The organism is Paenibacillus sp. PK3_47 (genome assembly GCF_023520895.1).
Classification (GTDB): domain Bacteria; phylum Bacillota; class Bacilli; order Paenibacillales; family Paenibacillaceae; genus Paenibacillus_AQ.
Genome location: NZ_CP026029.1, coordinates 1713360 through 1739729, shown reverse-complemented (window position 1 = coordinate 1739729; position 26370 = coordinate 1713360). Strand labels below are relative to the sequence as shown.

Annotated in this window: 28 protein-coding genes and 1 pseudogene; 21 read left to right on the top strand and 8 right to left on the bottom strand. The window is 45.1% G+C overall.

Translation table 11 applies throughout. The features are described 5' to 3' along the window. Positions 1 to 128: 128 nt before the first annotated feature. Positions 129 to 1049: an SDR family NAD(P)-dependent oxidoreductase gene (locus tag C2I18_RS07825; RefSeq protein WP_249900693.1), complete on the bottom strand. Its 921-nt coding sequence runs from the start codon at positions 1047 to 1049 to the stop codon at positions 129 to 131. A gap of 379 nt (positions 1050 to 1428) precedes the next feature. Between C2I18_RS07825 and zwf the strand changes: the two genes are divergently transcribed. Together zwf and C2I18_RS07815 are read left to right on the top strand one after the other, a co-directional pair. Continuing rightward, positions 1429 to 2979 carry a glucose-6-phosphate dehydrogenase gene (gene zwf, locus C2I18_RS07820; RefSeq protein ID WP_249900692.1) on the top strand — a complete coding sequence of 517 codons (1551 nt, stop codon included), beginning with the start codon at positions 1429 to 1431 and terminating at the stop codon, positions 2977 to 2979. A 333-nt stretch (positions 2980 to 3312) separates the two neighbouring features. Beyond that, positions 3313 to 4893 (top strand): peptide chain release factor 3, encoded by a 1581-nt coding sequence (locus C2I18_RS07815; RefSeq protein ID WP_249900691.1) that lies wholly within the window; start codon positions 3313 to 3315, stop codon positions 4891 to 4893. 85 nt (positions 4894 to 4978) lie between these two features. On the opposite strand, the gene C2I18_RS07810 is transcribed toward C2I18_RS07815, so the two are convergent. Beyond that, positions 4979 to 5215, bottom strand: a complete 237-nt coding sequence (locus C2I18_RS07810; RefSeq protein WP_249900690.1) for a small acid-soluble spore protein SspI — start codon at positions 5213 to 5215, stop codon at positions 4979 to 4981. A gap of 175 nt (positions 5216 to 5390) precedes the next feature. Between C2I18_RS07810 and C2I18_RS07805 the strand changes: the two genes are divergently transcribed. The 4 genes from C2I18_RS07805 (at position 5391) to C2I18_RS07790 (ending at position 8937) form a co-directional block, all read left to right on the top strand. Next, positions 5391 to 6050: a potassium channel family protein gene (locus C2I18_RS07805; RefSeq protein ID WP_249900689.1), complete on the top strand. Its 660-nt coding sequence runs from the start codon at positions 5391 to 5393 to the stop codon at positions 6048 to 6050. Positions 6051 to 6361: 311 nt separating this feature from the next. Next, complete coding sequence (locus tag C2I18_RS07800) at positions 6362 to 7156, top strand: TrmH family RNA methyltransferase (RefSeq protein WP_249900688.1); 795 nt, start codon at positions 6362 to 6364, stop codon at positions 7154 to 7156. A 312-nt stretch (positions 7157 to 7468) separates the two neighbouring features. Continuing rightward, the gene (locus tag C2I18_RS07795) at positions 7469 to 8173 is read left to right on the top strand and encodes a hypothetical protein (RefSeq protein WP_249900687.1); all 705 of its coding nucleotides are present in this window, start codon (positions 7469 to 7471) and stop codon (positions 8171 to 8173) included. A 230-nt stretch (positions 8174 to 8403) separates the two neighbouring features. Next, the gene (locus C2I18_RS07790; RefSeq protein WP_249900686.1) at positions 8404 to 8937 is read left to right on the top strand and encodes a hypothetical protein; all 534 of its coding nucleotides are present in this window, start codon (positions 8404 to 8406) and stop codon (positions 8935 to 8937) included. An 82-nt stretch (positions 8938 to 9019) separates the two neighbouring features. Here C2I18_RS07790 and C2I18_RS07785 read toward each other — a convergent pair whose 3' ends face one another. Then, entirely contained in the window at positions 9020 to 9562 is a 543-nt protein-coding gene (locus C2I18_RS07785) for a recombinase family protein (protein WP_249900685.1), read from the bottom strand. A gap of 118 nt (positions 9563 to 9680) precedes the next feature. Between C2I18_RS07785 and C2I18_RS07780 the strand changes: the two genes are divergently transcribed. The 10 genes and pseudogenes from C2I18_RS07780 to C2I18_RS29810 all read left to right on the top strand — a co-directional run. Next, on the top strand, positions 9681 to 11183 hold the full coding sequence (locus C2I18_RS07780; RefSeq protein ID WP_481857925.1) for a SulP family inorganic anion transporter: 1503 nt from the start codon (positions 9681 to 9683) through the stop codon (positions 11181 to 11183). A 24-nt stretch (positions 11184 to 11207) separates the two neighbouring features. Beyond that, positions 11208 to 11627 (top strand): universal stress protein, encoded by a 420-nt coding sequence (locus tag C2I18_RS07775; protein ID WP_249900684.1) that lies wholly within the window; start codon positions 11208 to 11210, stop codon positions 11625 to 11627. A 182-nt stretch (positions 11628 to 11809) separates the two neighbouring features. Further along, positions 11810 to 12148 (top strand): metal-sensitive transcriptional regulator, encoded by a 339-nt coding sequence (locus tag C2I18_RS07770; protein WP_249900683.1) that lies wholly within the window; start codon positions 11810 to 11812, stop codon positions 12146 to 12148. A 128-nt stretch (positions 12149 to 12276) separates the two neighbouring features. Continuing rightward, positions 12277 to 12549, top strand: coding sequence for a metal-sensing transcriptional repressor (locus C2I18_RS07765; protein ID WP_249900682.1), 273 nt, complete (start codon positions 12277 to 12279; stop codon positions 12547 to 12549). Between the two features lie 83 nt (positions 12550 to 12632). Beyond that, on the top strand, positions 12633 to 12833 hold the full coding sequence (locus C2I18_RS07760) for a cation transporter (RefSeq protein ID WP_249900681.1): 201 nt from the start codon (positions 12633 to 12635) through the stop codon (positions 12831 to 12833). Between the two features lie 30 nt (positions 12834 to 12863). Continuing rightward, complete coding sequence (locus tag C2I18_RS07755; protein ID WP_249900680.1) at positions 12864 to 15299, top strand: heavy metal translocating P-type ATPase; 2436 nt, start codon at positions 12864 to 12866, stop codon at positions 15297 to 15299. A 23-nt stretch (positions 15300 to 15322) separates the two neighbouring features. Then, positions 15323 to 15943 (top strand): nitrite reductase, encoded by a 621-nt coding sequence (locus C2I18_RS07750; RefSeq protein WP_249900679.1) that lies wholly within the window; start codon positions 15323 to 15325, stop codon positions 15941 to 15943. 81 nt (positions 15944 to 16024) lie between these two features. Next, complete coding sequence (locus C2I18_RS07745) at positions 16025 to 16492, top strand: YdhK family protein (RefSeq protein WP_249900678.1); 468 nt, start codon at positions 16025 to 16027, stop codon at positions 16490 to 16492. A gap of 26 nt (positions 16493 to 16518) precedes the next feature. Beyond that, a complete protein-coding gene (locus C2I18_RS07740; RefSeq protein WP_249900677.1) occupies positions 16519 to 17931 on the top strand; it encodes an MFS transporter in 1413 nt (470 codons plus the stop codon). A gap of 131 nt (positions 17932 to 18062) precedes the next feature. Then, positions 18063 to 18410 (top strand): annotated as a pseudogene (locus C2I18_RS29810) (hypothetical protein); the annotation flags it as partial. On the opposite strand, the gene C2I18_RS07730 reads toward C2I18_RS29810, so the two are convergent. Both C2I18_RS07730 and C2I18_RS07725 read right to left on the bottom strand, forming a co-directional pair. Further along, the gene (locus C2I18_RS07730; RefSeq protein ID WP_249900675.1) at positions 18384 to 18797 is read right to left on the bottom strand and encodes an ester cyclase; all 414 of its coding nucleotides are present in this window, start codon (positions 18795 to 18797) and stop codon (positions 18384 to 18386) included. The pseudogene C2I18_RS29810 and the gene C2I18_RS07730 overlap by 27 nt on opposite strands. 36 nt (positions 18798 to 18833) lie before the next feature. Beyond that, positions 18834 to 19592: an MBL fold metallo-hydrolase gene (locus C2I18_RS07725; RefSeq protein ID WP_249900674.1), complete on the bottom strand. Its 759-nt coding sequence runs from the start codon at positions 19590 to 19592 to the stop codon at positions 18834 to 18836. Positions 19593 to 19760: 168 nt separating this feature from the next. On the opposite strand from C2I18_RS07725, the gene C2I18_RS07720 reads away from it, so the two are divergent. Next, positions 19761 to 20171 (top strand): Lrp/AsnC family transcriptional regulator, encoded by a 411-nt coding sequence (locus C2I18_RS07720; protein WP_249900673.1) that lies wholly within the window; start codon positions 19761 to 19763, stop codon positions 20169 to 20171. Between the two features lie 281 nt (positions 20172 to 20452). Here the strand turns inward: C2I18_RS07720 and C2I18_RS07715 are convergent, their stop codons facing one another. Next, entirely contained in the window at positions 20453 to 21418 is a 966-nt protein-coding gene (locus C2I18_RS07715) for a LacI family DNA-binding transcriptional regulator (protein WP_249900672.1), read from the bottom strand. Between the two features lie 159 nt (positions 21419 to 21577). Between C2I18_RS07715 and C2I18_RS07710 the strand changes: the two genes are divergently transcribed. Next, entirely contained in the window at positions 21578 to 22900 is a 1323-nt protein-coding gene (locus tag C2I18_RS07710) for a 6-phospho-beta-glucosidase (protein ID WP_249900671.1), read from the top strand. Positions 22901 to 22978: 78 nt separating this feature from the next. Here C2I18_RS07710 and C2I18_RS07705 read toward each other — a convergent pair whose 3' ends face one another. Continuing rightward, complete coding sequence (locus C2I18_RS07705; protein WP_249900670.1) at positions 22979 to 23659, bottom strand: GntR family transcriptional regulator; 681 nt, start codon at positions 23657 to 23659, stop codon at positions 22979 to 22981. A gap of 198 nt (positions 23660 to 23857) precedes the next feature. Between C2I18_RS07705 and C2I18_RS07700 the strand changes: the two genes are divergently transcribed. From C2I18_RS07700 to C2I18_RS07690, 3 genes are all read left to right on the top strand, one after another. Beyond that, entirely contained in the window at positions 23858 to 24298 is a 441-nt protein-coding gene (locus tag C2I18_RS07700) for an OsmC family protein (RefSeq protein WP_249900669.1), read from the top strand. 29 nt (positions 24299 to 24327) lie between these two features. Next, positions 24328 to 24648 (top strand): thioredoxin, encoded by a 321-nt coding sequence (trxA, locus tag C2I18_RS07695; RefSeq protein WP_249900668.1) that lies wholly within the window; start codon positions 24328 to 24330, stop codon positions 24646 to 24648. Positions 24649 to 24810: 162 nt separating this feature from the next. Further along, positions 24811 to 25497 (top strand): response regulator transcription factor, encoded by a 687-nt coding sequence (locus tag C2I18_RS07690; protein WP_249900667.1) that lies wholly within the window; start codon positions 24811 to 24813, stop codon positions 25495 to 25497. A 51-nt stretch (positions 25498 to 25548) separates the two neighbouring features. Here the strand turns inward: C2I18_RS07690 and C2I18_RS07685 are convergent, their stop codons facing one another. Further along, positions 25549 to 26268 (bottom strand): class A sortase, encoded by a 720-nt coding sequence (locus C2I18_RS07685; protein WP_249900666.1) that lies wholly within the window; start codon positions 26266 to 26268, stop codon positions 25549 to 25551. Positions 26269 to 26370: the final 102 nt, after the last annotated feature.

Below are 26370 nucleotides of genomic sequence, written 5' to 3'. Positions count from 1 at the left end.
CCGTAACAAAAGCACGCTGGCGCCCATATATGAAGGGAAATGCCAGCGTGCTTGCTCAGTTGCCGTAACGGACTTAAAAACCGCATCATAGGGGAATGCAATAAACTCATCAAGTATCTTCTGTTCCGTTACGGCTGGTTCAAAATTTTATCTTCACGTTCAATCCGTTCTTTAATGCCGCCCAAGACTTCTGTTCCGTGCTGCATCGGCTCATGCAGACTGCCTGAGGTAAGAAGGGTAGACGGTGCATCGCTGATATTTTTGGCAACCAGCTTGGCGTTGATGTTCTCGGTCATGTCGGGGAACAGATGGCTGGACAACGTTGTGCCTTTGCTGTAAGCCCCTACCTCGACTTCTTCTTTCGGGTTGGCGATCAGGTCGACGATGGCATCCACCACATGACCGGGATCTTCCATCGGCTTCATCCGGGCGGTCTTTCCGGTATAGTTGCCTGTATGGTCAAACCAGGGGGTATCGGTGGCCCAAGGATGCACGAGGCAGACATGAATATCACTCAGGCCTTCGAGCTCCATTTCCTGGTGCAGCCCTTTGGTCAGGCCGGTTACGGCAAATTTGGTTGCACTGTAAGCCGTGTAGTACGGAAAGGCAACTTTTCCGGCGATCGATCCGAGGTTAATGAGCGTTCCCGCTTTCCGCTGTTTAAAATGGCGCAGCGCAATCTGGCTGCCGTACATTGTCCCAAGCAGGTTCGTTTGCGTTACCCGGTTCAAATCTTCTGCCGGAAGCTCAGTAAAGGGGCCAATTAATCCTACGCCCGCGTTGTTGATCCAGACGTCAATCTGCCCGAACCGTGCGACGGCTTCAGCCGCCAGCCGTTCCATTTCCTCCGGTTTTCCGACATCCGTTGGTACAGCTAACGCGTTGTCCCCGCATTCGCGTACAAGCTCTTGAAGGAGCTCCGTCCGGCGGGCGGCCAGCACGACATTGGCTCCCTGTGCGGCAAGCTTCCGCGCCACGCCTTTTCCGAAACCGCTGGATGCGCCTGTAATGACAATCGTTTTTCCCTGTACTGCATCTTTCTGGCTCATCTGAGTCTCCTCCGTATCGTTAATTTGTTTGACCGGCATAGGCCACCTTATTAACATACCCGGAATAGAGAAGGACTTTACTTCTGTGGATAAAATAGAGCGGCTATAGACAGTATGCGGCCTTTGATGTCGTTTGGTATAATAAAGCCTGTACTGCTGAGACGGACAGCCGTACACAGCTGGTGTATAAGCGGGAGTATGGCAACAGATAAAAAAGAGTAATGGAAAATTGCGAAAAGCCGAGAAAAACTGTCAGGAATGTGATAGCATCCTACCTGTGAATATGATAAAATGACGTAACGCCTTAAAGCGTATCTTATATTACAATCGGCGTTGAGAATGAATGTCAACAATATTACATACAGAGAGATGAGGAGCCATGGCTGAAAATCAAAACCTTGATGCATTGCATACACCCGGCGCTGTATTTTTTATCTTTGGAGCAACCGGAGATCTGGCCCGGCGTAAGCTGTTCCCGGCAATTTACAGTTTGTACCGTGAAGGTAAGCTGACCCATGATTTTGCGGTTATTGGCGTGGCTCGGCGTCCCCGCACCCAGGATGAGTTCCGGGAAGATGTGAAAGTATCCATTCAGGAGTTCTGCCGCTATCAGACGGGGGACGAAGGGGAATGGAACGAATTCGTACAGCATTTTGAATACAAGTCCCTGGATATCAATAATATCGACGGCTTCCGCGAGCTGAATGCGCAAACCGAAGCGATTGAAGCGAAGTTCAATATTCCCGGGAACCGTCTGTTCTATCTTGCCCTGGCCCCTGAATTGTTCGGCAGCGTGTCGTACAACCTCAAGGCTGGCGGCATGCTCCAGAGTGCAGGCTGGAACCGTCTCGTGATCGAGAAGCCGTTCGGCTACAACCTGGAGTCGGCGGAAGAGCTGAACGAGCAGATCCGCGAGGTGTTCAAGGAAGAGGAGATCTACCGGATCGACCACTACCTCGGCAAGGAAATGGTGCAGAACATTGAAGTAATCCGTTTTGCGAATGCATTCTTTGAGCCGCTGTGGAACAACAAGCATATCGCCAACATTCAGATTACGCTCGGAGAAACGGTCGGCGTGGAAGAGCGCGGCGGATACTACGATCATGCAGGAGCCCTGCGCGATATGGGCCAGAACCATATTTTGCAGCTGCTGACGATGATCGCCATGGAACCGCCAAGCCGTCTGCTGGCTGAAGATATCCGTGATGAGAAGGTAAAGGTGCTCCGTTCGCTTCGTCCATATGCTTCCTCCGAGGAAGTGCGTGAGAACGTGGTGCGCGGTCAATATACCCAAGGCCTTTATAAAGGCAAGACCCTTCCGGCTTACCGCCAGGAGGATAAAGTAGATCCGGAATCGAATACCGAGACGTATTTTGCGGCACGTGTATTTGTTGATAATTTCCGCTGGGCAGGCGTTCCGTTCTACATCCGTACCGGCAAACGTCTTCCCGTGAAGACGACGGAAGTGGTTGTGGAATTCAAGGGGATGCCGACTAATGTCTATCTGGGACAAAAGCATAAGCTTGAGCCGAACCTGCTTGTCATCCGCGTGAACCCGATGGAAGGCATCTACGTGAAGATTAATGCCAAAAAGCCGGGCTCTGAGTCCGAAATTCAGCCATTGGCGATGGACTTCTGCCAGAGCTGCATGGTCGGCATCAACTCACCGGAAGCTTACGAGCGTCTGCTGCATGATGCGGCGCGCGGAGATTCCACTTACTTTACCCGCTGGGATGAGGTATCCTCGGCCTGGTCCTTTGTGGACCGGATTGCCAAAGCGTGGAAAGAAGAGAGCAGTGATCTGGCATCCTATCCTGCGGGATCCTGGGGACCTGTTGAAGCAGACCAGCTGCTGGCACAGGAAGGCTTCCACTGGTGGCCCGTTAACGGCCAGGATGAAGATAATGTGGTATGGAGCGTTAACAGCTGATACCTCAAGTCACGATACAGCAGTTCATACAGAAGCGCCTCCTGCAATGTTTGCAGGGGGCTTCTTCTTTTTACCTATGATTCAGCGACACAATGCAGGATAAGGCATATAATTACGCATAAAGGTTGAAAATAATAGATACGTCTGCCGGATTTTGATATACTTTAAAGGATGCTTTAATTGAAGCGGATTTACCAATGAAGTTATACCATAAATGATGAATCCAACCAATGAAGGGATTTGTACAGAATGAGCAGAAGACCGATTTGATGAGTTCTCTGTAATTGCCGCCTAGAGCATGAATTTATATATGAAGGGATAAGTGCAAACCATATGGCACCGGATCAGAAGCTGCAAGCGGAAGTGGACAAACGCAGAACCTTTGCGATCATTTCCCACCCCGATGCGGGGAAAACGACATTAACGGAGAAGCTGCTGCTGTTCGGCGGCGCGATCCGGCTCGCGGGTACGGTTAAGGCCCGTAAAGCAAGCAAGCATGCAACAAGTGACTGGATGGAAATTGAGAAGCAGCGGGGGATTTCGGTTACCTCCTCCGTGATGCAGTTTGATTATCTGGACCACCGGGTGAACATTCTCGATACCCCTGGTCACCAGGATTTCAGTGAAGACACGTACCGTACTTTGACGGCAGCCGACAGCGCGGTCATGCTGATTGACGTTGCAAAAGGTGTGGAGGCACAGACGATCAAGCTGTTCCAAGTCTGCGCCAAACGCGGCATTCCGATCTTCACCTTTATCAACAAGCTGGATCGTGAAGGCCAAAGCCCGTTCGACCTGATGGAAGAGCTGGAGAACGTACTCGGCATCCGCTCTGTACCGATGAACTGGCCGATCGGAAGCGGACGCGAGCTGTGCGGGGTATACGACCGGATGAAGAATCAGGTGGAGCTGTTCCAGGGCGACGATCACTCGGTGATCAAGGTGCAGAAGGTGGAAAGCTACCGTGACCCGATTATCCGCGAAATGGCCGGCGAATTTCTGCATGACCAGCTGTGCCAGGATCTGGAGCTGCTGGACGTGGCCGGCGATGCCTTTGATTATGAAAAAGTGCTGCGCGGAGAGCTGACTCCGGTATTCTTCGGCAGTGCGATCAACAATTTCGGTGTGCAGACTTTCCTCGACAACTTCCTGGAGCTTGCACCGAAGCCGGAGCCGCGCCGCAGTACAGCCGGCCCTGTAGAGCCGACGAATGAGAAATTCACCGGTTATGTATTCAAAATCCAGGCCAATATGAACCCGGCCCACCGTGACCGGATCGCCTTTCTGCGGATCGTATCAGGCAAGTTCCAGCGCGGCATGAGCGTAAAGCATGTCCGGGCAGGCAAGGATATCAAGCTGTCCCAGCCGCAGCAATTCCTGGCGCAGGACCGTGATATTGTCGAAGAGGCGTATCCTGGTGATATTATCGGTTTGTTCGATCCGGGGATTTTCCGGATTGGGGATACCCTGAGCCAGGCGGGAGAGATGGAGTTCGATGAGCTGCCGACGTTCTCGCCGGAGATTTTCTCCAAGGTAAGCATCAAAAACGCGCTCAAATCGAAGCAGTTCCAGAAGGGTATCGACCAGCTGACAGAAGAAGGTATGATTCAGGTGTTCCGGACGGTCAACTTTGACGATATTATTCTCGGCGTAGTGGGCCAGCTGCAGTTCGAAGTGTTCGAGTACCGCATGAAGGGCGAATATGGCGTGGATGTGCAGCTGCAGCGGATGTCGTATCAGTTCGCACGCTGGATTATCGATGAGAACAAGCCGGATCCATCCAAGTTCCGGATTAACTCCACGCTGGTAACGGATAAGAAAGGCAATTATGTCGTGCTGTTCGAGAACGAATATGCGATGCGTACAGCAATGGATAAGAATCCGACAGCGAAGTTCCTGGAGACGGCGCCTTAAGCCGAACGTTTGTAATGAATTGAAAACCTCCGCTTACAGGGTGCCTGGCACCCGGGTTAGCGGAGGTTTTTGCCTGCATGGGCGTTTAGGTCGTAACCGAACCCGGAGTTATTTCCTCCAGATGTCTGTGCAGTAAGCTGATTACACGTTCCTGCTTGGCAGATTCGAGGTCTTTCCATACCATCTCGAACATGACACCGAGCCCGGGCAGGGCTGCTTCGGGGCCGTCGACGGAGCCTTCAATCATGTCCCGCAAATCGTCTTCAGACTGGCCGTGCACTTTACGAATTACCGCTTGGCGCAAATCGATAGTAACTGGCATAATCAACCTCCTGAATGTGATGGTGGACTTGGCTGGCTTTTGGATAAGAACCGGGTCCGGATAAGACTCAAAGGCCCTTTTTTAATGTGCCCTGCAGGTGCGCAGGAAATTCAAGTTTATGTGTGCTTATGCTATACTGTGTGAGATGCACATTGCTTTTGGGAGGTACACGGACATGGCAAAAAAACAGTACGCGATCATCGGAATGGGACGCTTCGGCTCAAGTGTGGCCAGAGCGCTCAGCGGCATGGGGTATGATGTGCTGGCGATCGATGCGGACGAGCAGCGCACACAGGAAATTTCGGGTATTGTCACGCATGCCGTATCCGCGGATTCCACCGATGAGGAGGCGCTGCGCGCGCTCGGCATCCGCAACTTTGATGTCGTAGTTGTGGCGATTGGCGAAGATATCCAGGCGAGTATTCTGACGACACTGATTCTGAAAGACCTCGGCGTGCCGGCGATTCTGGTCAAGGCCAAAAGCGAGCTGCACGGCAAGGTTCTGAGCAAGATCGGTGCCGACAAAGTGATTTACCCTGAACGGGATATGGGACTGAGGGTAGCGCATCATCTGGCTTCCCCGAACATCCTTGATTATATTGAGCTGTCACCGGACTACAGCATTCTGGATATGAAGGTGCCGAGACCCATGCTGGGCAAAAACCTGCAGGAGCTCGACATCCGCGCCAAATATGGCTGTAACGTTATGGCCATCCGCCGGGGGGACGAAATGAATATCACTCCAAGAGCAGACGACCGGCTGGTTGACGGCGATGTGCTGGTTATCGTCGGGCATAAGGATAATCTGACGAAGCTGGAGATGGCTTATCAGTAGCTGAACGCTAAACGTGTCATACATTATAGGCTGGATGCTGAACGCTAAAAGTGCCATACATTGCAGGCTGGATGCTGCTTAATTGTATTTTGTGCAGTTATATCTGGTGGGAAGAGCTTGTTTAGCGGAATAAATGTATTTGGTGCAGCTATAATGAAGAGAATTGTGCTTATTTGACCATAATGGAAATTTTAAGTGTACAAACTGCTACTAAGCGGGCAACAGGGAAGAAATACGGGATTTTAGCTGCAGAAAATGCAATTAAGCAGCTGCCGGATGGACATGCTAAGTAAATGGAAAGGTTGGACCTCATGGAAATATTGTCGCCGCAGAATACGCGGGTAAAAGAATGGGCCGGATTGCAGGAGAAAAAACACCGGGACAAGTCCGGTAAATATATAGTGGAAGGGATTCATCTTGTTCAGGAGGCGCTGCTGGCTGAAGCGGATGTAGAAATCCTGGCCTATGACCTCGACAAGGGCATGCCTTCCGAGCTGCGGGATCATCTGCAGGCCGTGCAGGGCATGGAGGTGATCGGCGTATCCGCTGCGGTAATCGCAAAATGCAGCAGCACGAATACGCCGCAGCCGGTCTTTGCGGTTGTGCGTAAGGAACAGCAGGGGATAGAAGTCATCCTGGCGAAGCCGGATAGCTTCGTAGTTGTGCTGGACGGCGTCCAGGACCCCGGCAACGTGGGAACCATTATCCGCAGCGCGGATGCGGCCGGTGCCGACGGAGTTATCCTCGGTCAAGGCTGCGCCGATATCTATAACCCGAAGACCATCCGCTCCACGATGGGTTCGATGTTCCATCTCCCGGTGGTGGAGGGAGATCTTGGCGAAGTGCTGTGGCAGGCGCGGGAGCGCGGTGCACTCCTGGTCAGTACTTCACTGACCGGAGAAGATTCCTGCTACACGCATGATTTCCGCGGCAGCCAGTGGCTGCTGATCGGCAGCGAAGGCAAGGGCATCTCGCCGGAAACGGCCGCCCTTGTCGACAAGAGCATCATCATCCCGATGGCCGGCCGGGCCGAGTCGCTGAACGCGGCGATGGCAGCTACGATTCTGCTGTTTGAGGGAATGCGGCAGCGGGGGATTAAGGGGTAGCGGTTACTGGTTTTGTGAGTAACGGTTATAATTGAGACTACTTTAATGGTCGATAAATGAGACTTTTTAGGGTATATGTTTGAGACTAATATTAAAGCCAGTAGTAGCGAAAGCCTTGCTATTACTGGTTTTTTTATAAATTACAACTTTTACACTTTGATGAGGTTAAGACAACGAAGTGTAAAAATAAATTTGCTAAAATTACAATTATAAATGAGATTTTCTGTAAATTAGCGTATTGTATTATATTAATATTAATAAAGCCCAGTTTAACCGGGACTTCTGCTATTATTTTTTGCCAAGAGGTGTTCCATGAGTGAATTATCAACCGCTATTTTAATACATAATCTTGAAGTGCCTGTTCTCGAGCAATGGATTCGCAAAAAGAAAAAGGATGCCTACCTGACACAATTGAACCCGAAATGGATTGCTTTGTTTATCGAGAATGATCTGCGAACAGCTAACAAATGGGCGGGTAAGGTATCAGCAGAGCTGAAAACAACTGTCCTTTTTTGGGGGAACTATGATGAGTGGGGGTGGAGGACCGACTTTTGGAAAGACGGAGTTCTTAAGATTCATATCGATATTCCTTTTCAACAACCAAAGAAAATGGAACTTGAACCATTTCAGACGGAAGCCTGGATTCCTTTTGCTACAGACTCTAAATCCGTAGATCTATTGAATTCTTTGCTTCATTCTGATCCTTTGAACCCGAAAGGAGTAGATTATTTTACACAGGCATTTGCTTTGGAGAACTTAGCCTCTTTGTCTTTTGATCTTCTCAATATGTTGGATGACAGCATGCTGGAGGAGAGGGGGATTCTTACGCTCTATGGTAATAAATCGAGGTTGAGGGTAAACGAAGTCATTTTGGATGTATTAAGGGAACCCTTAGAGAAGTGCGGGTATACCCTTTTGCCGGCTGCTAAAGGCGGTTATAGTGAAAATGGAGCAATGTTTATAAAAATGATAGATTCCTACCGTTATACGATAACCCTTAGCAGGTATGAAATATGAAAAGGTATAACGAGATGATCGATGCTACTCTGCAGGATCCTGAATCAAATAAGACTATACGTGAAGGAATCTTTCCTTATAAAACATCACTTGAACTTGGCGAGCAACTCCTTGTGGCTGCGAAGGGATTTATCTACTTGATACAACATGAAGCTACGTTAAGATACAGCACAAATCTGCGAGGTACTGCTTTTTGACTAGAGTAATTAAATTAAACACTGGGGGAAATCATGGATAAAGACCAACTCCTTAAAGAGATGAAGCAAGATATGCTGCGTGATATTCTGGTTGCTGTTAAGGAAATTCAACTGGATGAATCTGATGAAGTATGTTATGTATCTCTTCTTGGAACCGATTACGAACCCGTACTTGGATTAATTACATTAGGGATTAAATCCTACCGAGATAAGATGATTCAAGAAGAGCACCCTCAGGCGCTTTGGTATCTGTGGAACTCCGGTGAGATGCCGGCTGCCTATCAAGTGGGGCTTGAAAAAGTAATCCCCTCTTTTCAAGAGAAGCAGGAGAAATTTGTAGAGTTAATTGGAGACAATGAGTGGGAACAATATTGGGAAGCTTGTCAGGATGTTCGTTTTGAAGTTGCATTACAATTAAATTCCTTAGATTGGACTGAGGTTTTGCCCGTCACACCTGATTTTGTTTTATATTCAGATTGGGAAGCACTTGATGTTGAAAATGGCGATTTAGAAAGAAGTATTCCAAAGGAAAAGCTTTTACTGCTTCGGGAAACCGGATTGATCTGATATAGATTGGTACTCAAAATCAAAACCTCCTGCCATATGAGTTCCAACAGGCAGGAGGTTTTAATTTTTCAGTACACAACAATTAGTTCTCCAGATACCGGTAGAGGGTGGATTTGCTGATTCCTGTCTGTTCTTTGATCTCAGCGAGCGTATAGTTTTTGGACTGATACATTAGGATCGCCTTTTCCACATTTTCATCAGCTTTCCGTGGTCTCCCTGGAACATTCCCCTTCTGCTTCGCCTCATAGAGTCCTCTTTTGGTTTTTTCGCTTATCACATCGCTTTGAAAATCAACCAGATGCTTTACAATATCACCAAATGAATATCCTTCGGATTTGCCGGTGTCGATATTTTCCGTTATGGAAAAGATATAAGCCTGCTTACTTTCCAAAATTTCAAGCAGTTCCACAAGATGCCGGGTAGAGTCTGCAAAGGCGAATAATTTAGCAACAACGATAGTATCTCCGGGGTTTAAATTATTCATCATATGTTTGAGATGGGACCGCCGTTTTGCTGAAGCATGTTCTTCAACAATAACAGTATCGCATGGGAAAGCGTTCAGCATTTCAGTTTGTGCTTCAATATTCAGATCGTCCTGATAGGGTCTCATATATCCAATACGCATGGTGTACTCTCCTTACTTTATCAAACTGCCGTTATCATACCATAATTTTTTGTCCCTAAAAGGTTCCATTTAGGGAAGATGAGTGTTAAACTGTTTGTAGAAAATTGGCATGACAATCATGGACTTGGAGTGCCGACAAATTAGAGGTGAAGACAGAGTGATTGAGAAACTAAAACAAAACTGGTTTTTTAATGTGAAGGGAGATGTTCTGGCAGGGATAGTTGTGGCACTAGCGTTGATTCCGGAAGCCATCGCATTTTCGATTATTGCGGGTGTTGATCCTATGGTAGGTCTTTATGCGTCCTTTTGTATTGCGGTCATTATTGCTTTTGTAGGCGGACGGCCAGGAATGATATCAGCTGCGACTGGAGCGATGGCACTGCTTATGGTTCCGCTTGTCAAAGAGCATGGACTTCAGTACCTGCTGGCAGCAACGATACTTACAGGAGTAATACAGCTCGTATTTGGTGTTTTAAAGATTGCCAAACTGATGAAATTTATTCCGAGACCCGTCATGATCGGCTTTGTCAACGCCTTGGCTATCCTTATTTTCATGGCCCAGGTGCCCCATTTCTGGGGAATTAATGGGATGACCTATGTCTTTGTCGGGGTAACATTAGCTATTGTATATGTTGTTCCCTTATTCTTCAAAGCGGTACCTGCGCCGTTGATTGCGATTCTTGTATTGACTGTAATAGCCATCCTTACGGGGACAGATTTGAGGACAGTGGGAGATCTAGGCATTATTAAGCAAGAACTGCCGTCCTTTTTTATTCCAGATGTTCCGTTCAGTCTGGAGACTTTAACAATCATCTTTCCTTACTCCATTGCACTGGCTATCGTCGGTCTACTGGAATCTCTGTTAACCTCCTCTATTGTGGATGATATGACAGGAACCAACAGTAATAAGAACCAGGAGGCCCGGGGACAAGGGATCGCGAATATTATTAACGGCTTTTTTGGCGGTATGGCTGGCTGTGCAATGATTGGACAGTCGGTAATTAATGTAAAGTCAGGCGGAAGAGGAAGATTATCCACGCTGGTGGCGGGTATGTTCCTGATGTTCCTGATTCTTGTGTTGGGTGACTGGGTAGTCCAGATTCCAATGCCGGTTTTGGTAGGTATTATGATTATGGTGTCTATTGGAACGTTTGACTGGTCTTCGTTTACTTACCTGTTAAAAGCACCTAAGACGGATGCAGCCGTTATGCTTGTTACGGTTATTATTGTTGTGGCCACTCACGATTTGTCCAAAGGTGTTATCGCTGGGGTGATTTTGAGTGCAGTATTCTTTGTTTCCAAAATATCCACTATTCAAGTTAGAAAACGTATAGAAAAAACGAAAACTATTTTTGAAATCGAAGGGCAATTGTTTTTCGCTTCAGTAGATGGCTTTGTAGATGCCTTTGATTTCACGGTAGAGAATTCAGATATTATAGTGGATTTCTCTAACGCCCATATCTGGGATGATTCTGCCGTTGGAGCGGTGGATAAGGTTGTAATCAAATACCGTGAAAACAACAACAGAGTGACAATTAAAGGATTGAATTCTTCAAGCCAGAAAATTGTGAATAAACTGGCTGTTTATAATGATGCTAATGCCAAGCTAAGTGCTCACTAATCTGATTTCAGGAGTGAATGAAGGATGTATAACCGGATCGTATTAGCTGTGGATGGATCGGAAAATTCGCTGAGAGCTACCAAAGAAGCAGTAAAGCTGGTATCTTTAGCGCCAGACTGCCAGATTGATGTGATAAGCGTGGCTGACATGTCTAAATCAAAGAATGAAATTCTGCACGCCCAAAGCAGAGAAGAACTTGAACTGAAAAGACGACAAAAACTGGTGCCTGTCGAAGAGATACTGAAGCAAGGAAATGCACTTTATAAATTACAGATTTTGCATGGAGAACCAGGTCCGACAATTATCGAATATGCCAATAAGGAAAAAGTGGAGATGGTTATTATCGGCAGCCGGGGGTTGAATGCACTTCAAGAGATGGTTCTCGGAAGTGTCAGTCACAAGGTTGTAAAAAGGGTCAATTGTCCTGTGATGGTTGTTAAATAACCGGAAATTTGTGCATATCTACATCAAGACAACCTCGTAATTCCGGGGTTGTTTTTGATTCCAATAGTCGATCTGGTACTGATGCTTAGTGCCACTGGCAGTGATAAATGGGAAGATTACCGGGCTTTATTTAAATTAATGGCCTATAGTATGATATTAGATATGAAAAGGGAGTGATCTAAATGGAAGACCTTACGCAATATACTGCTCAAAAACCTAATCACGATTCATGCAGCACCAATGAGCGGAAAAGTCACCATTCTGAAAAGACAAAAAATAATTTGATCAACCGGCTCAACCGAATTGAAGGTCAAATTCGTGGGCTTAAAGGTCTGATTGATAAAGATGCCTACTGTGACGATGTACTGAATCAAATTTCTTCGGTCCAATCTGCCTTGAACGGTGTAGGAAAGCTACTGTTAGAGCACCATATGAAAAGTTGCATAATTGAACGCATTCAGGATGGAGAGAATGAGGTGATTGACGAACTTCTTGTCACTATTAATAAGCTGATGAAATAAAATGTATTCTAGGGATTCGAGAGAATCTCTTTTTATTTTGATTAACATATAGGGGGAGGGGGTATAATAAAATATATTGACTTACATAGGGTAGGGGGGTATAGTATACATCGAAGGAGGTTACAGCGATGAGCACTTTGGAAGTGACGGTTACAGAAGATTGTTATTTGTCTGATGATGGCTGTAAAAGTCACCATTCACATCCTGTAAAATCAGATCTGGCCGTACGACTAAACCGTATTGAAGGACAAGTCAGAGGAGTAAAAGAGTTCATTAATAAAGATATTTATTGTGATCAGGTTTTAAATCAGATTGCCGCTATTCAAGCTTCACTTAACGGAGTACGAAAAGTTCTTCTAACTGGACATCTTAAGGAATGTGTGGTGGAACGTATCCAGTAAGGAGATGCCAAAGTCGTAGATGAACTGCTGGTGACCATTCAAAAATTGATGAAATAACTAATCATTAAAGGAGAAATGAATCCATGAAAAATGTAACTTTAAATGTTGAAGGTATGTCTTGCGGACACTGTGTCAATTCAATTGAAGGAGCATTAAAAACAATTGGAGCTGATGGCAAAGTCGATCTCTCAGGAGGAACGGTCACAGTCCTGTATGAAGAAAACGAACTGACGGTTGATGCTATTAAAGAAGCTATTGAAGAACAAGGATACGACGTTGTGTAAAAAACATCAGGAGAAAAGAGGTGCCTGAGTATGGAAGCAGGCAAACAGGAAATAGAGCAAACTTCTCTGCAGTTAACCGGTATGACTTGCGCTGCTTGCGCAAACCGGATTGAGAAGGGCTTGGGGAAACTCGAAGGAGTTACAGAAGCGAACGTTAACTTTGCGCTTGAACGGGCAACAGTTACGTACGATCCGAAAAGAGTAAATGTTGCGCAAATGGAACAAAGCATTCAAAAACTAGGCTATGATACTGCCAAAGAAATCGTTGATTTCAAGCTGGAAGGTATGACCTGTGCGGCTTGTGCAAACAGAATTGAGAAGGGGCTTGGCAAAATGCCTGGCGTCACCAATGCTTCCGTGAATTTCGCGATGGAAACCGCCCGGGTCGAATATAATGCTGCTGATGTATCAATCAATGATATGAAGCAGAAGGTTGAAAAATTGGGTTACAAAGCGATACCTAAACAAGAAGAGTCCAATCCTTCGGAGTATCGGGAAAAGGCTATCTCACAACAAAAGCGCAAACTGGTTATCTCCGCTATTCTGTCGCTTCCGCTACTATGGTCCATGGTGGGTCACTTTTCTTTCCTATCGTGGATTTGGATGCCAGAGCTCTTCATGAATCCGTGGTTCCAATTGGCATTAGCTACACCCGTTCAATTTTATATCGGCAGACAGTTCTATGTGGGTGCGTTTAAAGCATTGCGAAATAAAAGTGCAAATATGGATGTGCTCGTCTCGCTGGGAACTTCTGCTGCTTACTTCTATAGCTTGTATCTAACTATAGAATGGGCATCCATGGGGAGCATGGCTCATCATGGACCATCCATGTACTATGAAACAAGTGCGGTGCTCATAACACTGGTTCTTTTAGGAAAATTGTTTGAATCGCTGGCTAAAGGCCGTACATCTGAAGCGATCAAGACGCTTATGGGTCTTCAAGCGAAAACAGCACTAGTCATTCGGGATGGACAAGAAATAACGGTTCCGGTTCAGAGTCTGCTGGTTGGCGATGTTGTAGTGGTGAAGCCAGGAGAGAAGATCCCGGTGGATGGAGAAGTACTGGAGGGGAATTCGTCAGTTGATGAGTCCATGTTAACTGGAGAAAGCATCCCTGTTGAGAAAAAAGCCGGAGATAGTGTAATCGGCGCTACTGTCAACAAAAACGGCAGGCTGAAACTAAAAGCGACTAAAGTGGGGAAGGAAACAGCACTTGCTCAAATCATTAAAGTTGTAGAGGAAGCACAAGGTTCTAAAGCACCTATCCAACGGGTAGCTGATGTTATTTCCGGAATCTTCGTACCAATCGTCGTAGGAATTGCAATTGTTGCGTTTCTCGTCTGGTACTTCTGGGTGACACCCGGTGATTTTGCGAATGCGCTGGAGAAAGGGATTGCGATCTTGGTCATCGCCTGCCCATGCGCATTAGGGCTCGCTACACCGACATCAATTATGGCGGGTTCCGGACGTGCCGCAGAGTTTGGCGTTCTGTTCAAAGGCGGCGAACATTTGGAGTCAACCCATAAGATCGATGCGATTATTCTCGACAAAACAGGCACAGTAACAAAAGGGAAACCGGAGCTTACAGATGTTATGGTCGAACATATGGACGAGCAAGTTTTCCTGCGCTTGGTAGGTGCTGCTGAGAAAGACTCGGAGCATCCGCTGGCAGAAGCGATCGTTGCCGGAATCAGGGCGAAAGGAATTGAACTTCCGCAAACGGAACAGTTTGAGGCGATTCCGGGGTTTGGAATCCGAGCTATCGTAGAGGGCAAAGAGGTTTTAGCGGGTACACGCAAACTGATGGCTAAATATAATGTTTCATTTGATCAAATGACTAATCCGATGACACGCCTTGAAGAGGAAGGGAAAACAGCGATGCTGATCGCGGTTGACGGAGTGTATGCAGGGCTTGTAGCCGTAGCTGACACAATTAAAGAAACGTCAAAAGAGGCTGTGATGCGGCTGAAAAAAATGGGTATTGAGGTCATTATGATTACGGGTGACAACGAACGAACCGCAAGTGCGATTGCGGAGCAAGTCGGCATTGATCAAGTCCGCGCTGAAGTGCTTCCGGAAGGAAAGGCAGAAGAAGTGAAGAAGCTGCAGGCACAGGGTAAGAAGGTGGCGATGGTCGGTGACGGTATCAATGATGCTCCAGCATTGGCGATGGCAGACATAGGAATGGCTATCGGTACAGGTACGGATGTGGCCATGGAGGCTGCGGATGTCACCCTGATGCGCGGTGATCTGACGAGTATTCCAGATGCAATCTACATGAGCCGCAAAACGATGGGGAACATCCGCCAAAACCTCTTCTGGGCGTTAGGGTACAACACGCTCGGTATTCCAATTGCAGCGATAGGGCTGCTGGCTCCATGGGTGGCAGGTGCAGCGATGGCGCTCAGTTCCGTGTCCGTTGTCCTTAACGCTTTGCGGTTACAGCGTGTGAAGTTGAAGCATTGACATTTGGCAAGGAGAGGATTTTTATGGGGAATATTGTGAAGATTGCTGTTAATCCACCTATTCAAGTAGGTGGTTCTCTATTTACGCCATCACAGCTTGCAGCAATCGGAAATTTGGCAGGCAAGGAAGCAAAAATTGAATTAACACCTTTCAAGCAATTATATATAGAAGTGCCGCTTGAACAGCGGGAACGGATTACAGAAGAACTGAGACAAGCTGGACTTGAAGTTTATCAGCCTGGCTTCGTGGTAAAAGGATTAATTGCCTGCAATTTCTGTAAGGGAGCAGAGGAGGCAGGATTAGACGTAGCCAGAAAAGTAAATCAGGCTATTGCAGGAATCGAAACACCCACACCTTTGAAGATAGGCTTTGCAGGTTGCGCACTTGGAACGAGTGAACCCTTGCTGAAGGATATCGGTATTGTCAAGATGAGGGAAGCATTCGACATTTATGTGGGTGGTGAACCAAAAGGGATTAAAGCTATGGTTGCCAAACGCTTGGTATCCGGAGTAACAGAAGATCGGCTTGTACCAGTGATTGCAGCAATTATCGGCTATTATAAGGCGAACGCTAAAGGGAAAGAAAAATTCGGTAGGTTCGTTGATCGGGTTACGCTTGAGAAAATGCAACAAGTTGCAATTTAATATAGCAGCATGGCGAAATAGACAAATCGTTGTATCGCTGCTGATCATAATAACAAAAATGACCTAGAGAGGAGGTAAACAATGAATAATAATCATAAGCACCACCATCATATGCATCATTCCAGTTCAGGTGAGCTGCCTGCAGGGATTAAAGAAGCCGTAAATCCAAAATTTAAGGTTGGAAGTACAGCAACTATGAACTCCGATCATATGGAAGGGATGGATGGAGCCGAAGCAACTATTGTTGGCGCATTCGATACTACCGTTTATACAATTTCATACACACCTACAACTGGTGGAGAAAAAGTATCAAAGCACAAATGGATTGTACACGAAGAAATTAAGGATGCTGGCACCAGACCCTATCAGCCCGGGAATGAAGTTGTTGTGGATACGGATCACATGGAAGGTATGCTTGGGGCAAACGCAGTCATTGATTCAGCGGAAGAAAGTATTGTTTATATGGTTGATTTTATTTCGACAACCGATGGCGAACATGTGAAGAACCATAAATGGGTTACTGAAGGTGAACTACAAACAATATTGTAAGGCTATATACAAACGGGGGAAAGAGCATGTCAACATATTCACAGACTTCAGAACAAGTTGATCCTAAGCGCTGGAAAGCACTTGCCTTGTTATGCTTTGCGAATTTCCTTGTAATGATGGATTCCGCTATTATTCAAGTTGCTCTACCAGCCATAAAAGATTCACTCGGCTACACGGAGGCGAATTTACAATGGGTAATGAATGCTTTCCTTATCATGTTCGGAGGGCTTTTGCTCCTTGGAGGAAGGCTGGCTGACTTGTTAGGACACCGGCGCATATTTATGTGGGGAGTTTCTATATTAACTATTGCCTCCTTATTTGCCGGTTTAGCCTGGAATGAAATGTCACTCAATTTAGGACGTGCCATTCAAGGTGCAGCTTCAGCCCTAGTTGCACCGGCAGCACTTTCCATTATTATGATTTTATTCAGCGCAAATAAGAAAGAAATGGGTAAAGCACTTGCATTTTGGGGGCTCTCAGGGGCAGCTGGGGGCTCTATCGGTATTGTCCTCGGAGGTATGATTACACAGTTATTTAGCTGGAGATGGACCCTTTTATTTTACGTACCAGTTAGTCTTTTTATTTTATTTTTAGCCCCCAAGCTTCTACAGAGTGGTAAGCGTAAGGCTGGTCGTATTGATTACGCAGGCGCAATTTCTGTAACTTCAGCACTAGTAATGATTGTTTACGGCATTGTTACCGCGGAACAGAAAGGCTGGCAAGCATCTTCAACTATATTGCCGCTGGTAATCGGGGCCGTTTTGTTTATCGGCTTTATCCTTATTCAAGTTTTTAGAAAAGAACCGCTCGTTCCGCTGAGCATATTTAAAACACCATATTTGGCAGCAGGGAACATTTCGCTAATTTTATTAGCAGCATCCTGGTTTCCTATGATTTATTTTCTAATTCTGTATTTGCAGCAAGTGATGAAATTTGAACCCTTCATGGCCGCGATGGGTATGCTGCCGGCGCCAGTACTGATGGCCATCTTTATGGTTTTATTGGCTGAAAAGGTAATGGCCAAATTGGGTATGAAGTTTACAATGTTCATCGGGTTTGTCTTACTCGGAGGTTCTGCTCTCCTGTTATCCCGAAATACTGTGGATGGGAACTATTGGAGTGATGTGTTTATCGCTCTTTTGCTGGCAGCTCTCGGCAATGCACTTGCTTATCTTCCAGCAACTACGGCAGCTGTGTCTGAGGCTGATACAGCATCGTCCGGTCTTGCATCTGGCTTATACAACACGACGTATCAGGTGGGATCAGCGGTTGGTTTGGCTATCTTGGTTTCCATTGCAGCGGCGACGTCTTCCAGTGTAGGAGGAAACACTATAGCAGCCCTTAATGAGGGGTACCAACAAGCATTCTTTTGGAGTGGTGTAGTTGCTTTTGCAGGTGCCGTAATAGCAATGCTATCTATTCGGCCCGCCAGGAAGTGAAATCAGTAAGATAAACCTTTGAGGAGCATTTCTGAATTGAAATTTGTTTCTTTTAATAATTTTCAGAGGAAAAGGGCCCTTATATATAAAGGGCCTCTTTTAACATCTATTATAGATCTGAATCCGGTTTTTGGGTCTACTGCCAGGTTGGCCTTCGGGGCTATACTGCTGCACAAATATTGCGCCAGTGTGGTTTTAATGTTAAAAATCTCAAGAGGATTCATTGCAAATGTTTCAAAGAAAATCCCAAAATCCCCCACCTTAAGCTCTCCCATTGCTTTCATAATTTGCACCAATCCGCGCTGTGCAGGCGGGAACGCTCCAAAGTCTACAGATTCAGCGTCATACCTGTAAAAATATTCGTTACCTCCACAGCACTCTCGTCTCTGGGGAGAAACTTCAAACTGGGTATACCCAAAAAGCTGCCGGAAAATCCATCCGGCAGCTACAATTTATATTTTTGCATTAAGTTGCTTTAGAATGTCATGCACATCCACATGAGATCTTTTCTCGATTATTTTCCCTTCTTTTATTCGTAATAGCATCATAAGAGAAAATCTTACCTTTTTTCCTGTGGCAGGCAAGGAGAAGAAAGGGCTCCCTGTATGAGTACCTTCAAAAATGAAAAACACAGCAACTTGATTACCTTCAGCGATTATCTCTTGAATAGGCATTTTAAATCCCGGGAAAGCGTCGAAGTTTCTCTTTTCTGATTCCACAAGACCCTTTACCCCATGATAAGGCGTATCAACCTGCGGGTAAAATACAAAATCCGGGTGACAAAATTCTTTTAGTGATTCATATTGTTCTTGTTGTATAGCTTCATAAAAACGGCAAACCAATTCCTTATTTGATTCGGTTTCCATCTAAGACTTTCCTTTCTTTTCTGCGGGCTGCTTTATTTAGAATGTGTAAGCTTCACCATCATCAGGTACTAGCACATTAGAGGATGCTCCTTTTTCAGTGAGGAAGCTTTTTAATTCTTCTCTGGATAAGGTCCAGTGATTTACAGCTTCCATATGAACTGAAATGATTGTGGAATCAGGGGCAGCTTGATATACGTTATAAATGTCCTCTTTACCCATAACCAAAGAACCGCCCTGCAGGAATTGATTATCTCCGCCATTTACTACAATGATCTCAGGCTTGTATGTGTTGATTACGTCCTGAACAGGTTCATACCAGACTGTATCTCCAGCTAAATAAAGGGTTTTCTCGGCGGTATTCTTAAATACAACCCCACAAACTTCACCGGCAAGTTTTAAGATTTCCCCGCGGCCATGTTCTCCCTTTGTTTTGATCAATTGAATATTGTCGAAGTGCGATGATTCACTAAGTATTTCTACGTTCTTGAAGCCATCGCTGCGAACTTTATCTGCGTCTTCTTCATTTTGTACAAACATTGGAATTTCTTTCGGCAAAACCTCTACGGCTTTAGCGTCATAATGATCCAGATGGAGATGGGTTACAATAACAGCATCGACATCTGTTAGGTTTTCAAGGGAAACAGGCAAGCTCACTAAAGGGTTATTTTGATCTTGTCTTAAAGAGTTTGGAAACGGAGGGTATGCACCTTTATCACCTAAAAATGGATCTACCAAAAATTTCTTGCCTGCATATTCGACAACCAAGGTTGCATTTCTAATTAATGTAACTTTCATTTTAACAGCTCCTTTTCTTTTGTTGTTCATTAATTGTATCTAAAAGACCATTTGATTAACATATAATAAATCAGGTCTTTTAATGATTTGACTTTAATTTTGAAACAAAATAAGATTTAATACGTTTACTGCAATTGCTAAGGATTCATTTCACTGGAGGTAAATGCTATGGACCAAACCGATTTGATTATTTTATCCGAATTGCACAATAATAGCCGCATAACAATGAAGGAATTAGGGGGAAAAGTGCATTTGACCGGACAAGCAGCTGCAAGCCGTGTTATGAAGCTGGAGGATTGCGGGGTAATCGAGGGGTATACGATTAAAATTAATCAATCGAAATTAGGATGCTATATGCATGCATTTATTACAATCTATACAAACACACATAACCACCAAACAATACTTACCTTTATAGAAAAGCAAGGACGCTATGTATTAAACAGCTACAAAATTAGCGGGGATGGTTGTTATCTTTTAGAGTGCCGGTTTCCATCCAATGAGCTTTTGGATCAATTCCTGGGCGAGTTGAGCGAACATGCAAATTACAAAATATCTGTGGTTATAAAAAAATCATGATGATCAGAAATTTAGAAGATGAGGGGATATAGGGGAGTCTAAGGTTGAGGGCTTCTGCAATGTCACAATATAATTCAGCCACATTTGAGTTTACAACTCCATGTGGTTTTTCTTTATCATATCAGCCTTCCACTCCGGTGTAGATTGAAGGGGGGGACTGCCAGGTTGGTTTACGGGGATATACGGCTACACAAATATTACGGCAGCATGGCTTTAAGGTGAGAAATTTGAGCGGCGGTGTCATTCAAAAAGAGATCCTGATGGATCTCTTTTCTTCAACTTCATGTGGATTTCCGCTCGATCAGTTCAAATTCCAAAGTGTGAACTTCGGGAGCAGGCTGACCCAGCATATCCAGAATGATATAAAAGGCGTTCTCGGCCTGTTTGTTTGCGGGGGAATGGATGGTGGTCAGATCGAGCAGATGAGCCAACTCGGTGTTGTCGAATCCCAGTATGCCTACGTCGCGCGGAGCGGAGAATCCTGCACGCCTAAGTTCTGTAAGAAGTCCGGCAGCTACACTGTCATTCGAACAAGCGATAGCATCGGGCCTGTCATTTTGTCTGATCCACCATCTTGCCACCTCTTCTCCGTCATAAATGGTGAGCTTATCATGGAAATCCGGGAAGCGGTTGGCTTTTAATCGATACTTATCTGCAAAATCGTTATAAGCTCTGATCCGTTCCGGCGTATTTAATCCCTTTGAGGAAAATACGTTTGCGATCCTGCGGTAGCCCTTGGCGTACAAATATTCAAGTCCTAGCGTGTAGCCCTGATACTGGTCCATGAAGACTGAGGGGATGGTATGGCTCACAAGCCTTTGCCAAGTTACAATCGGACCGTATTTGGCATAAGATTCGATGACAGACCATTCGTTGGTTCGAAACAGACAAATCAAGGCATCGAGTTGCTTACTGCGCAGCATTTCAAGCGCGGTAAGTTCCTGTTGGCGGTCTCCGTTTGTCATAAACAGCATTACATTGAATCCATGCTTATTTGCGCTAGTGTTAAAAGCTTGAATGAATGCTGTAGACAAGGTGGTATGAGTTCCGGTTAGAACTCCAATGATCCGGGTCATTCCTTCTTTAAGGGATTTTGCATTTGAGTTAGGTACATAATCCAATTGCTCAATGATTTTGAGTATTTCTTTGCGCTTGGCCTCATTTACATATGGATGTTGATTGATGACACGCGAGACCGTAGTTGTGGAAACGCCTGCAAGTCGCGCGATTTCCTGAATATTGGTCATGAATTTTCACCTCTAGTCTAAAGCATAGCATATTTAAGGTCCATTCAAACCTCCCATTCCGGCCTTTTTAAACCCAGAAAAAAGAGAGCTTGACCTGTAATGCATTCCATAAAATAAAGTGAAAGTGTAGAAAAAAGAGTCATACAGGAGGCGTTCTCTTTGAAAAAAGGATTGAAGATTGTGACAATCGGCGGCGGTTCCAGCTATACACCGGAGTTAATTGAAGGTTTTATCAACAGATACCATGAGCTTCCGGTCCGTGAATTGTGGCTGGTGGACATAGAGGCAGGTAGAGAAAAGCTTGAAATTGTAGGTGCCATGGCGAAGCGGATGATCAAAGCAGAAGGGATTGAGTGTGATATACATTTGACACTTGACCGCAGAGAGGCGCTTGCGGAGGCGGACTTTGTGACAACCCAGTTCCGGGTAGGCTTGCTTGATGCACGCATTAAAGATGAGGCTATCCCCCTACGTCACGGTATGATCGGACAGGAAACAAACGGGGCGGGCGGTATGCTGAAGGCATTTCGGACTATACCGATCGTCCTTGAGATCGTCGAAGACATGAAAGAGCTGTGTCCGGAGGCTTGGCTGATCAATTTCACAAATCCGGCAGGGATGGTTACGGAAGCTGTACTTCGGTACGGACAATGGGAAAAAATAATCGGGCTATGCAATGTTCCAATAATTGCGGTCAAGAATGAGGCAGCCGTTATTGAAAAGGCAGAAGAAGACCTTTTCTTTAAATTTGCCGGCATTAACCACCTACATTGGCATAAAGTATATGACCAAAAAGGAAAAGAGCTCACGGCAGAAATTATTGATAAATTGTACGGACCGAATGCCAAGCCGGAGAAACTTGTTGAGAATATTAAAGAAATGCGGTTCTTGCCTGAACAAATCGCTCAATTGGAAATGCTGCCGTGTCCTTATCACCGTTACTACTACATGACAGACAGTATGTTAAAAGAAGAAGTGGACGAGGCGAACAGAGAAGGTACCCGCGGCCAGGTCGTCAAGTGTCTGGAGGAGAGTCTTTTTGAACTGTATAAAGATCCGAAACTCGATTACAAGCCGAAGGAGCTAGAGAAACGCGGAGGAGCTTATTACAGCGATGCAGCCTGTGAGATCATCAACTCGATTTATAATAATAAAGGGACAAAAATGGTAGTAAACACACGTAACCGGGGAACGATAAGCGACCTTCCTTACGAGAGTGCCATTGAAGTAACGAGCATTATCACTGCACATGGTGCGGAGCCGGTCCACTTTGGAGCGTTTCCGCCAGCCCAGCGCGGGCTGCTGCAGGTGATGAAAGCCATGGAGGAACTGACAGTCGAAGCTGCCATCACAGGAGATTATGCGACAGCCCTGCAGGCCTTCACATTGAACCCGCTTGTAACGAGCGGAGATGGGGCAAAGGCTCTTTTGGATGAAATGTTAGAAGCTCATTGTGAATATCTTCCTCAATTTTTTAAGTAACGGGATAGGAACACAACGATTAAAAAGCCGGTCAGCTGACCGGCTTTTCTACTGCCGCAGAGGCGAAAGACAGTCAGTTTAAGGCTGCCTTATCATATTAAGCAGCAGTGACACGTCACCTGTGGAACCGACCGAAATGAGTGTCTTTTTAGCTTCATCAACAAACTTTCTTAATTGTTCAGCCAAATCGCTTCTCGTAATAATGACGTCTGCATTGTGTATAGCCTGTTTCAAATCCTCTTCTGGAAGTGATGTTACATCAATCGTTTGAATCTCAGCAGAGGTTAATCTTCGGATCTCATCCAGATAAAAGATGCAGGAGCTCATTTTACACTCAATAAACAGATAACGCTGCTTCCTTTTTTGTCGCTGGCCAAACAATTGCACATATGCAAATCCTGATAGCAGCAGATCATCGATTACAAAATTAGATTGGTGAGCCTCATCAATCATTTGCTCTACAAAAGAGAAATGAGGATGGTTTATCTTGAACCGGGTGATTTCTTCTTCCCCGGCAACTTGCGTTCCCCTGCCCTTCTGCATCAGAAGAAGTCCCTCTTCTTTCAATTGGGCATACACGCTTTGAATGGTATTGCGGTTGATCGATAACTGTTCGGCCAACTGATTGGTAGAGGGGAGGGTATCTCCCGGGTTTAGCAGACCTTTTCCTATAAGCCATTTGATTTGTTCCTTGAGCTGTATATGAATAGGTAAGGGGAAATCGGCATCGATATTAAAGAGCAAGCCTGAAGCTTCCATCTTGAACGACCTGCTTTCTTGGTGAGTTGTCTATTAATTTAGATATGTACAGCTTAATGAAGTGGCAGATAAAAATCAAGCATTCATCCTTGGTCGTAGCCTAATTAGGCGCTGGCTTGACAAATGATATGAAGAGGGCTAAAATATGATTATAAATGACTAATTAACTAGTTAACTAATCTAAAGGAGATGCGGATTATGGATCGGTCAAAAACAATCTTGAATATGGAATGGAACGGAAATAAAAGCGGAAACGGAACAATTGAAGCTGAATATCTCAAAACAGAAATTGCAGTGCCTCAATCCTTTGGAGGTACTGGCGAAGGTTCAGAGCCCAAGGAACTACTGGTCGCTTCCGCCGCGACCTGTTTTCTGATGACGCTAGTAGGTATGCTGGAGGCTAGAAGCCTTATTGTAGAAAGCTTGAAGATGCGTTCGGAAGCAAGTGTTTCCAAAGAAGAGGGTTTCAAGATCACTCATTATCCGGCAATTAAGCTGCCAGTTGGTGCGACTGAAGAGCAGATTCAATCTGTTGACCGGACCCTCGCAGCGGCCGACCGTAACTGCGACATCGGAAATTTGCTTAAAAAGGCCGGAGTTCAAATTGACATCAGCGGTGATGTCTCCATTAAATTATAATAAATTTGATTTCGAGGGAGGATATTCATATGAGTGCAACTGCTCTGACAAAAGATTCGTTTAAAGATCATATTCAATCAGGAGTTTCTCTAATTGATTTTTGGGCACCCTGGTGTGGCCCATGCCGGGTTCAGCTTCCTATAGTTGAAGAATTGGCAGATGAGTTTAAGGGGAAAGCCAACATTGGTAAAGTAAATGTCGATGAGGAGCAGGAATTAGCTGCACAATTTAGTGTACGCAGCATTCCAACTTTACTGCTGTTTAAAGACGGCAAACTGATTGATCAGATGGTCGGAGTAAATTCAAAGGATTCACTCAAAAATAAAATTCTGAATGTTTCAGGAAAATAACACTTAAGAACAAGAAAATCATTTCTTTAAAAAGGAACCGCTCAGCTGGTTCCTTTTTTACAATCAGGCATTCATAGAACCCGGTAGGATAGAATCAGGATTCAGCCGAATCTCAACGTAAATTGGCCGACGAACTTAAAACTTCAATGGAGGTACGATTTCATGAAAGGCAAAACGATCTTGATCGTTGAGGATAACGCAAATATACGAAAGCTGCTTAAATCGTATCTTGAAAAAGAGGGCTATGAAATCATATTAGCGGCTGACGGGTATGAAGGAATGGAGACTTTTGATAAACTAGACCCCTGTTTTGTTATTCTGGATCTCGTGCTTCCGTACAAAAGCGGGGAAGAGCTTTGCCGGTGGATCCGTACTGATAGGAAGAGCGATATTCCCATTATGATGCTTACGGCTAAAGCAGCTGAGGAAGACCGTATTCAGGGCCTCCAATTGGGAGCAGATGATTATGTTACCAAACCGTTTAGTCCACGTGAAGTTGTGGCCAGGGTGGAAGCTGTTTTACGTAGAACAGCGAATCGCTGCAGCAAAATCAGTTATAACGGACTAACAGTAAAACCGCTTCGCAGAGAAGCTAAATTGAACGGTGAACTCATTCCACTTACAATGCATGAATTTAAGCTTCTGTATTTTTTGATGAGACATCCAAATCAGATATTGGGTAGAGAACAAATATTGGAGGAACTTTACCCAAATGAGGAACGCAATGTAATTGAGAGAACTGTAGATGTCCATATTAGCCGACTCCGGGAAAAGATCGAAACCCAGGAAGGCGGCCCCTGCTTTATTGAAACGGTTAGAGGAATGGGGTATCGATTTATTGCATTTTAAGCATTAGAGGGAATGACTTATTTCCAAGAAATATGAGCGTTCAAATCATGACTACAGAGATTCGAAGGCAGTAAAGACTTCCTTATCTACGTCAATATAATCTACAACTTGAGTAAGCTCCCCGGTGACCACGAGCCGATCAGATCCGTCCCAGCTAAAACAGCTGATGAGTGTTAATAATTTCTTATTTTCTACATCATCAATAACATCTATTCTCTCCGGCATAACAACCTTACGATCGACCATCTTATATATATAAACTTTATTTTTATCGGTTAAGTACATCTCAGCACCCATTTGTACTTTCCTTAAAGAACCGAACAAAACTTTGGGGTTTTTTGAGTTATGCGCAGCAATGGCATAATTTCCAGTACCCATAACCTGATCAGGCTTCAAGGTAGCGCTGGCCACCCGCAAGTTTTCATTAGTAGCCCCATATAGAATTGGCAGGTTAATACCTGTACTGGGGATATATATACCCCCGATGACGTTTTCGGTTCGAATTGATGAGGTTACATCCAGGACACTCAGGTTCTCTACTTCCGAGAAGTCAAAGTTTTGGGTTATCCGTTCCTGACTTTGCGACTCTAATAATTCCACATTTTGTTTGATTCCCTCTGTTCCCAAATTGACCTGATATATTTTCTTGAAATGATTTGGAGCTATCCAGTAATTAATAACGGGTCTATATAAAATCAGAATGGTTCCAAGCAGGATTAGTGAAATTGGGATTATTTTATACCAACGTCGCGCAGTTTTAATATGATTCATAAGACTCCTCCTTTTTACCATCTTACTTTTGTATTGTTAAGAAACGTTAAAGAGGCTGATCAGAGTTTTAGAAAGGTCTGCTTAATCATTTCTTTAAAAATA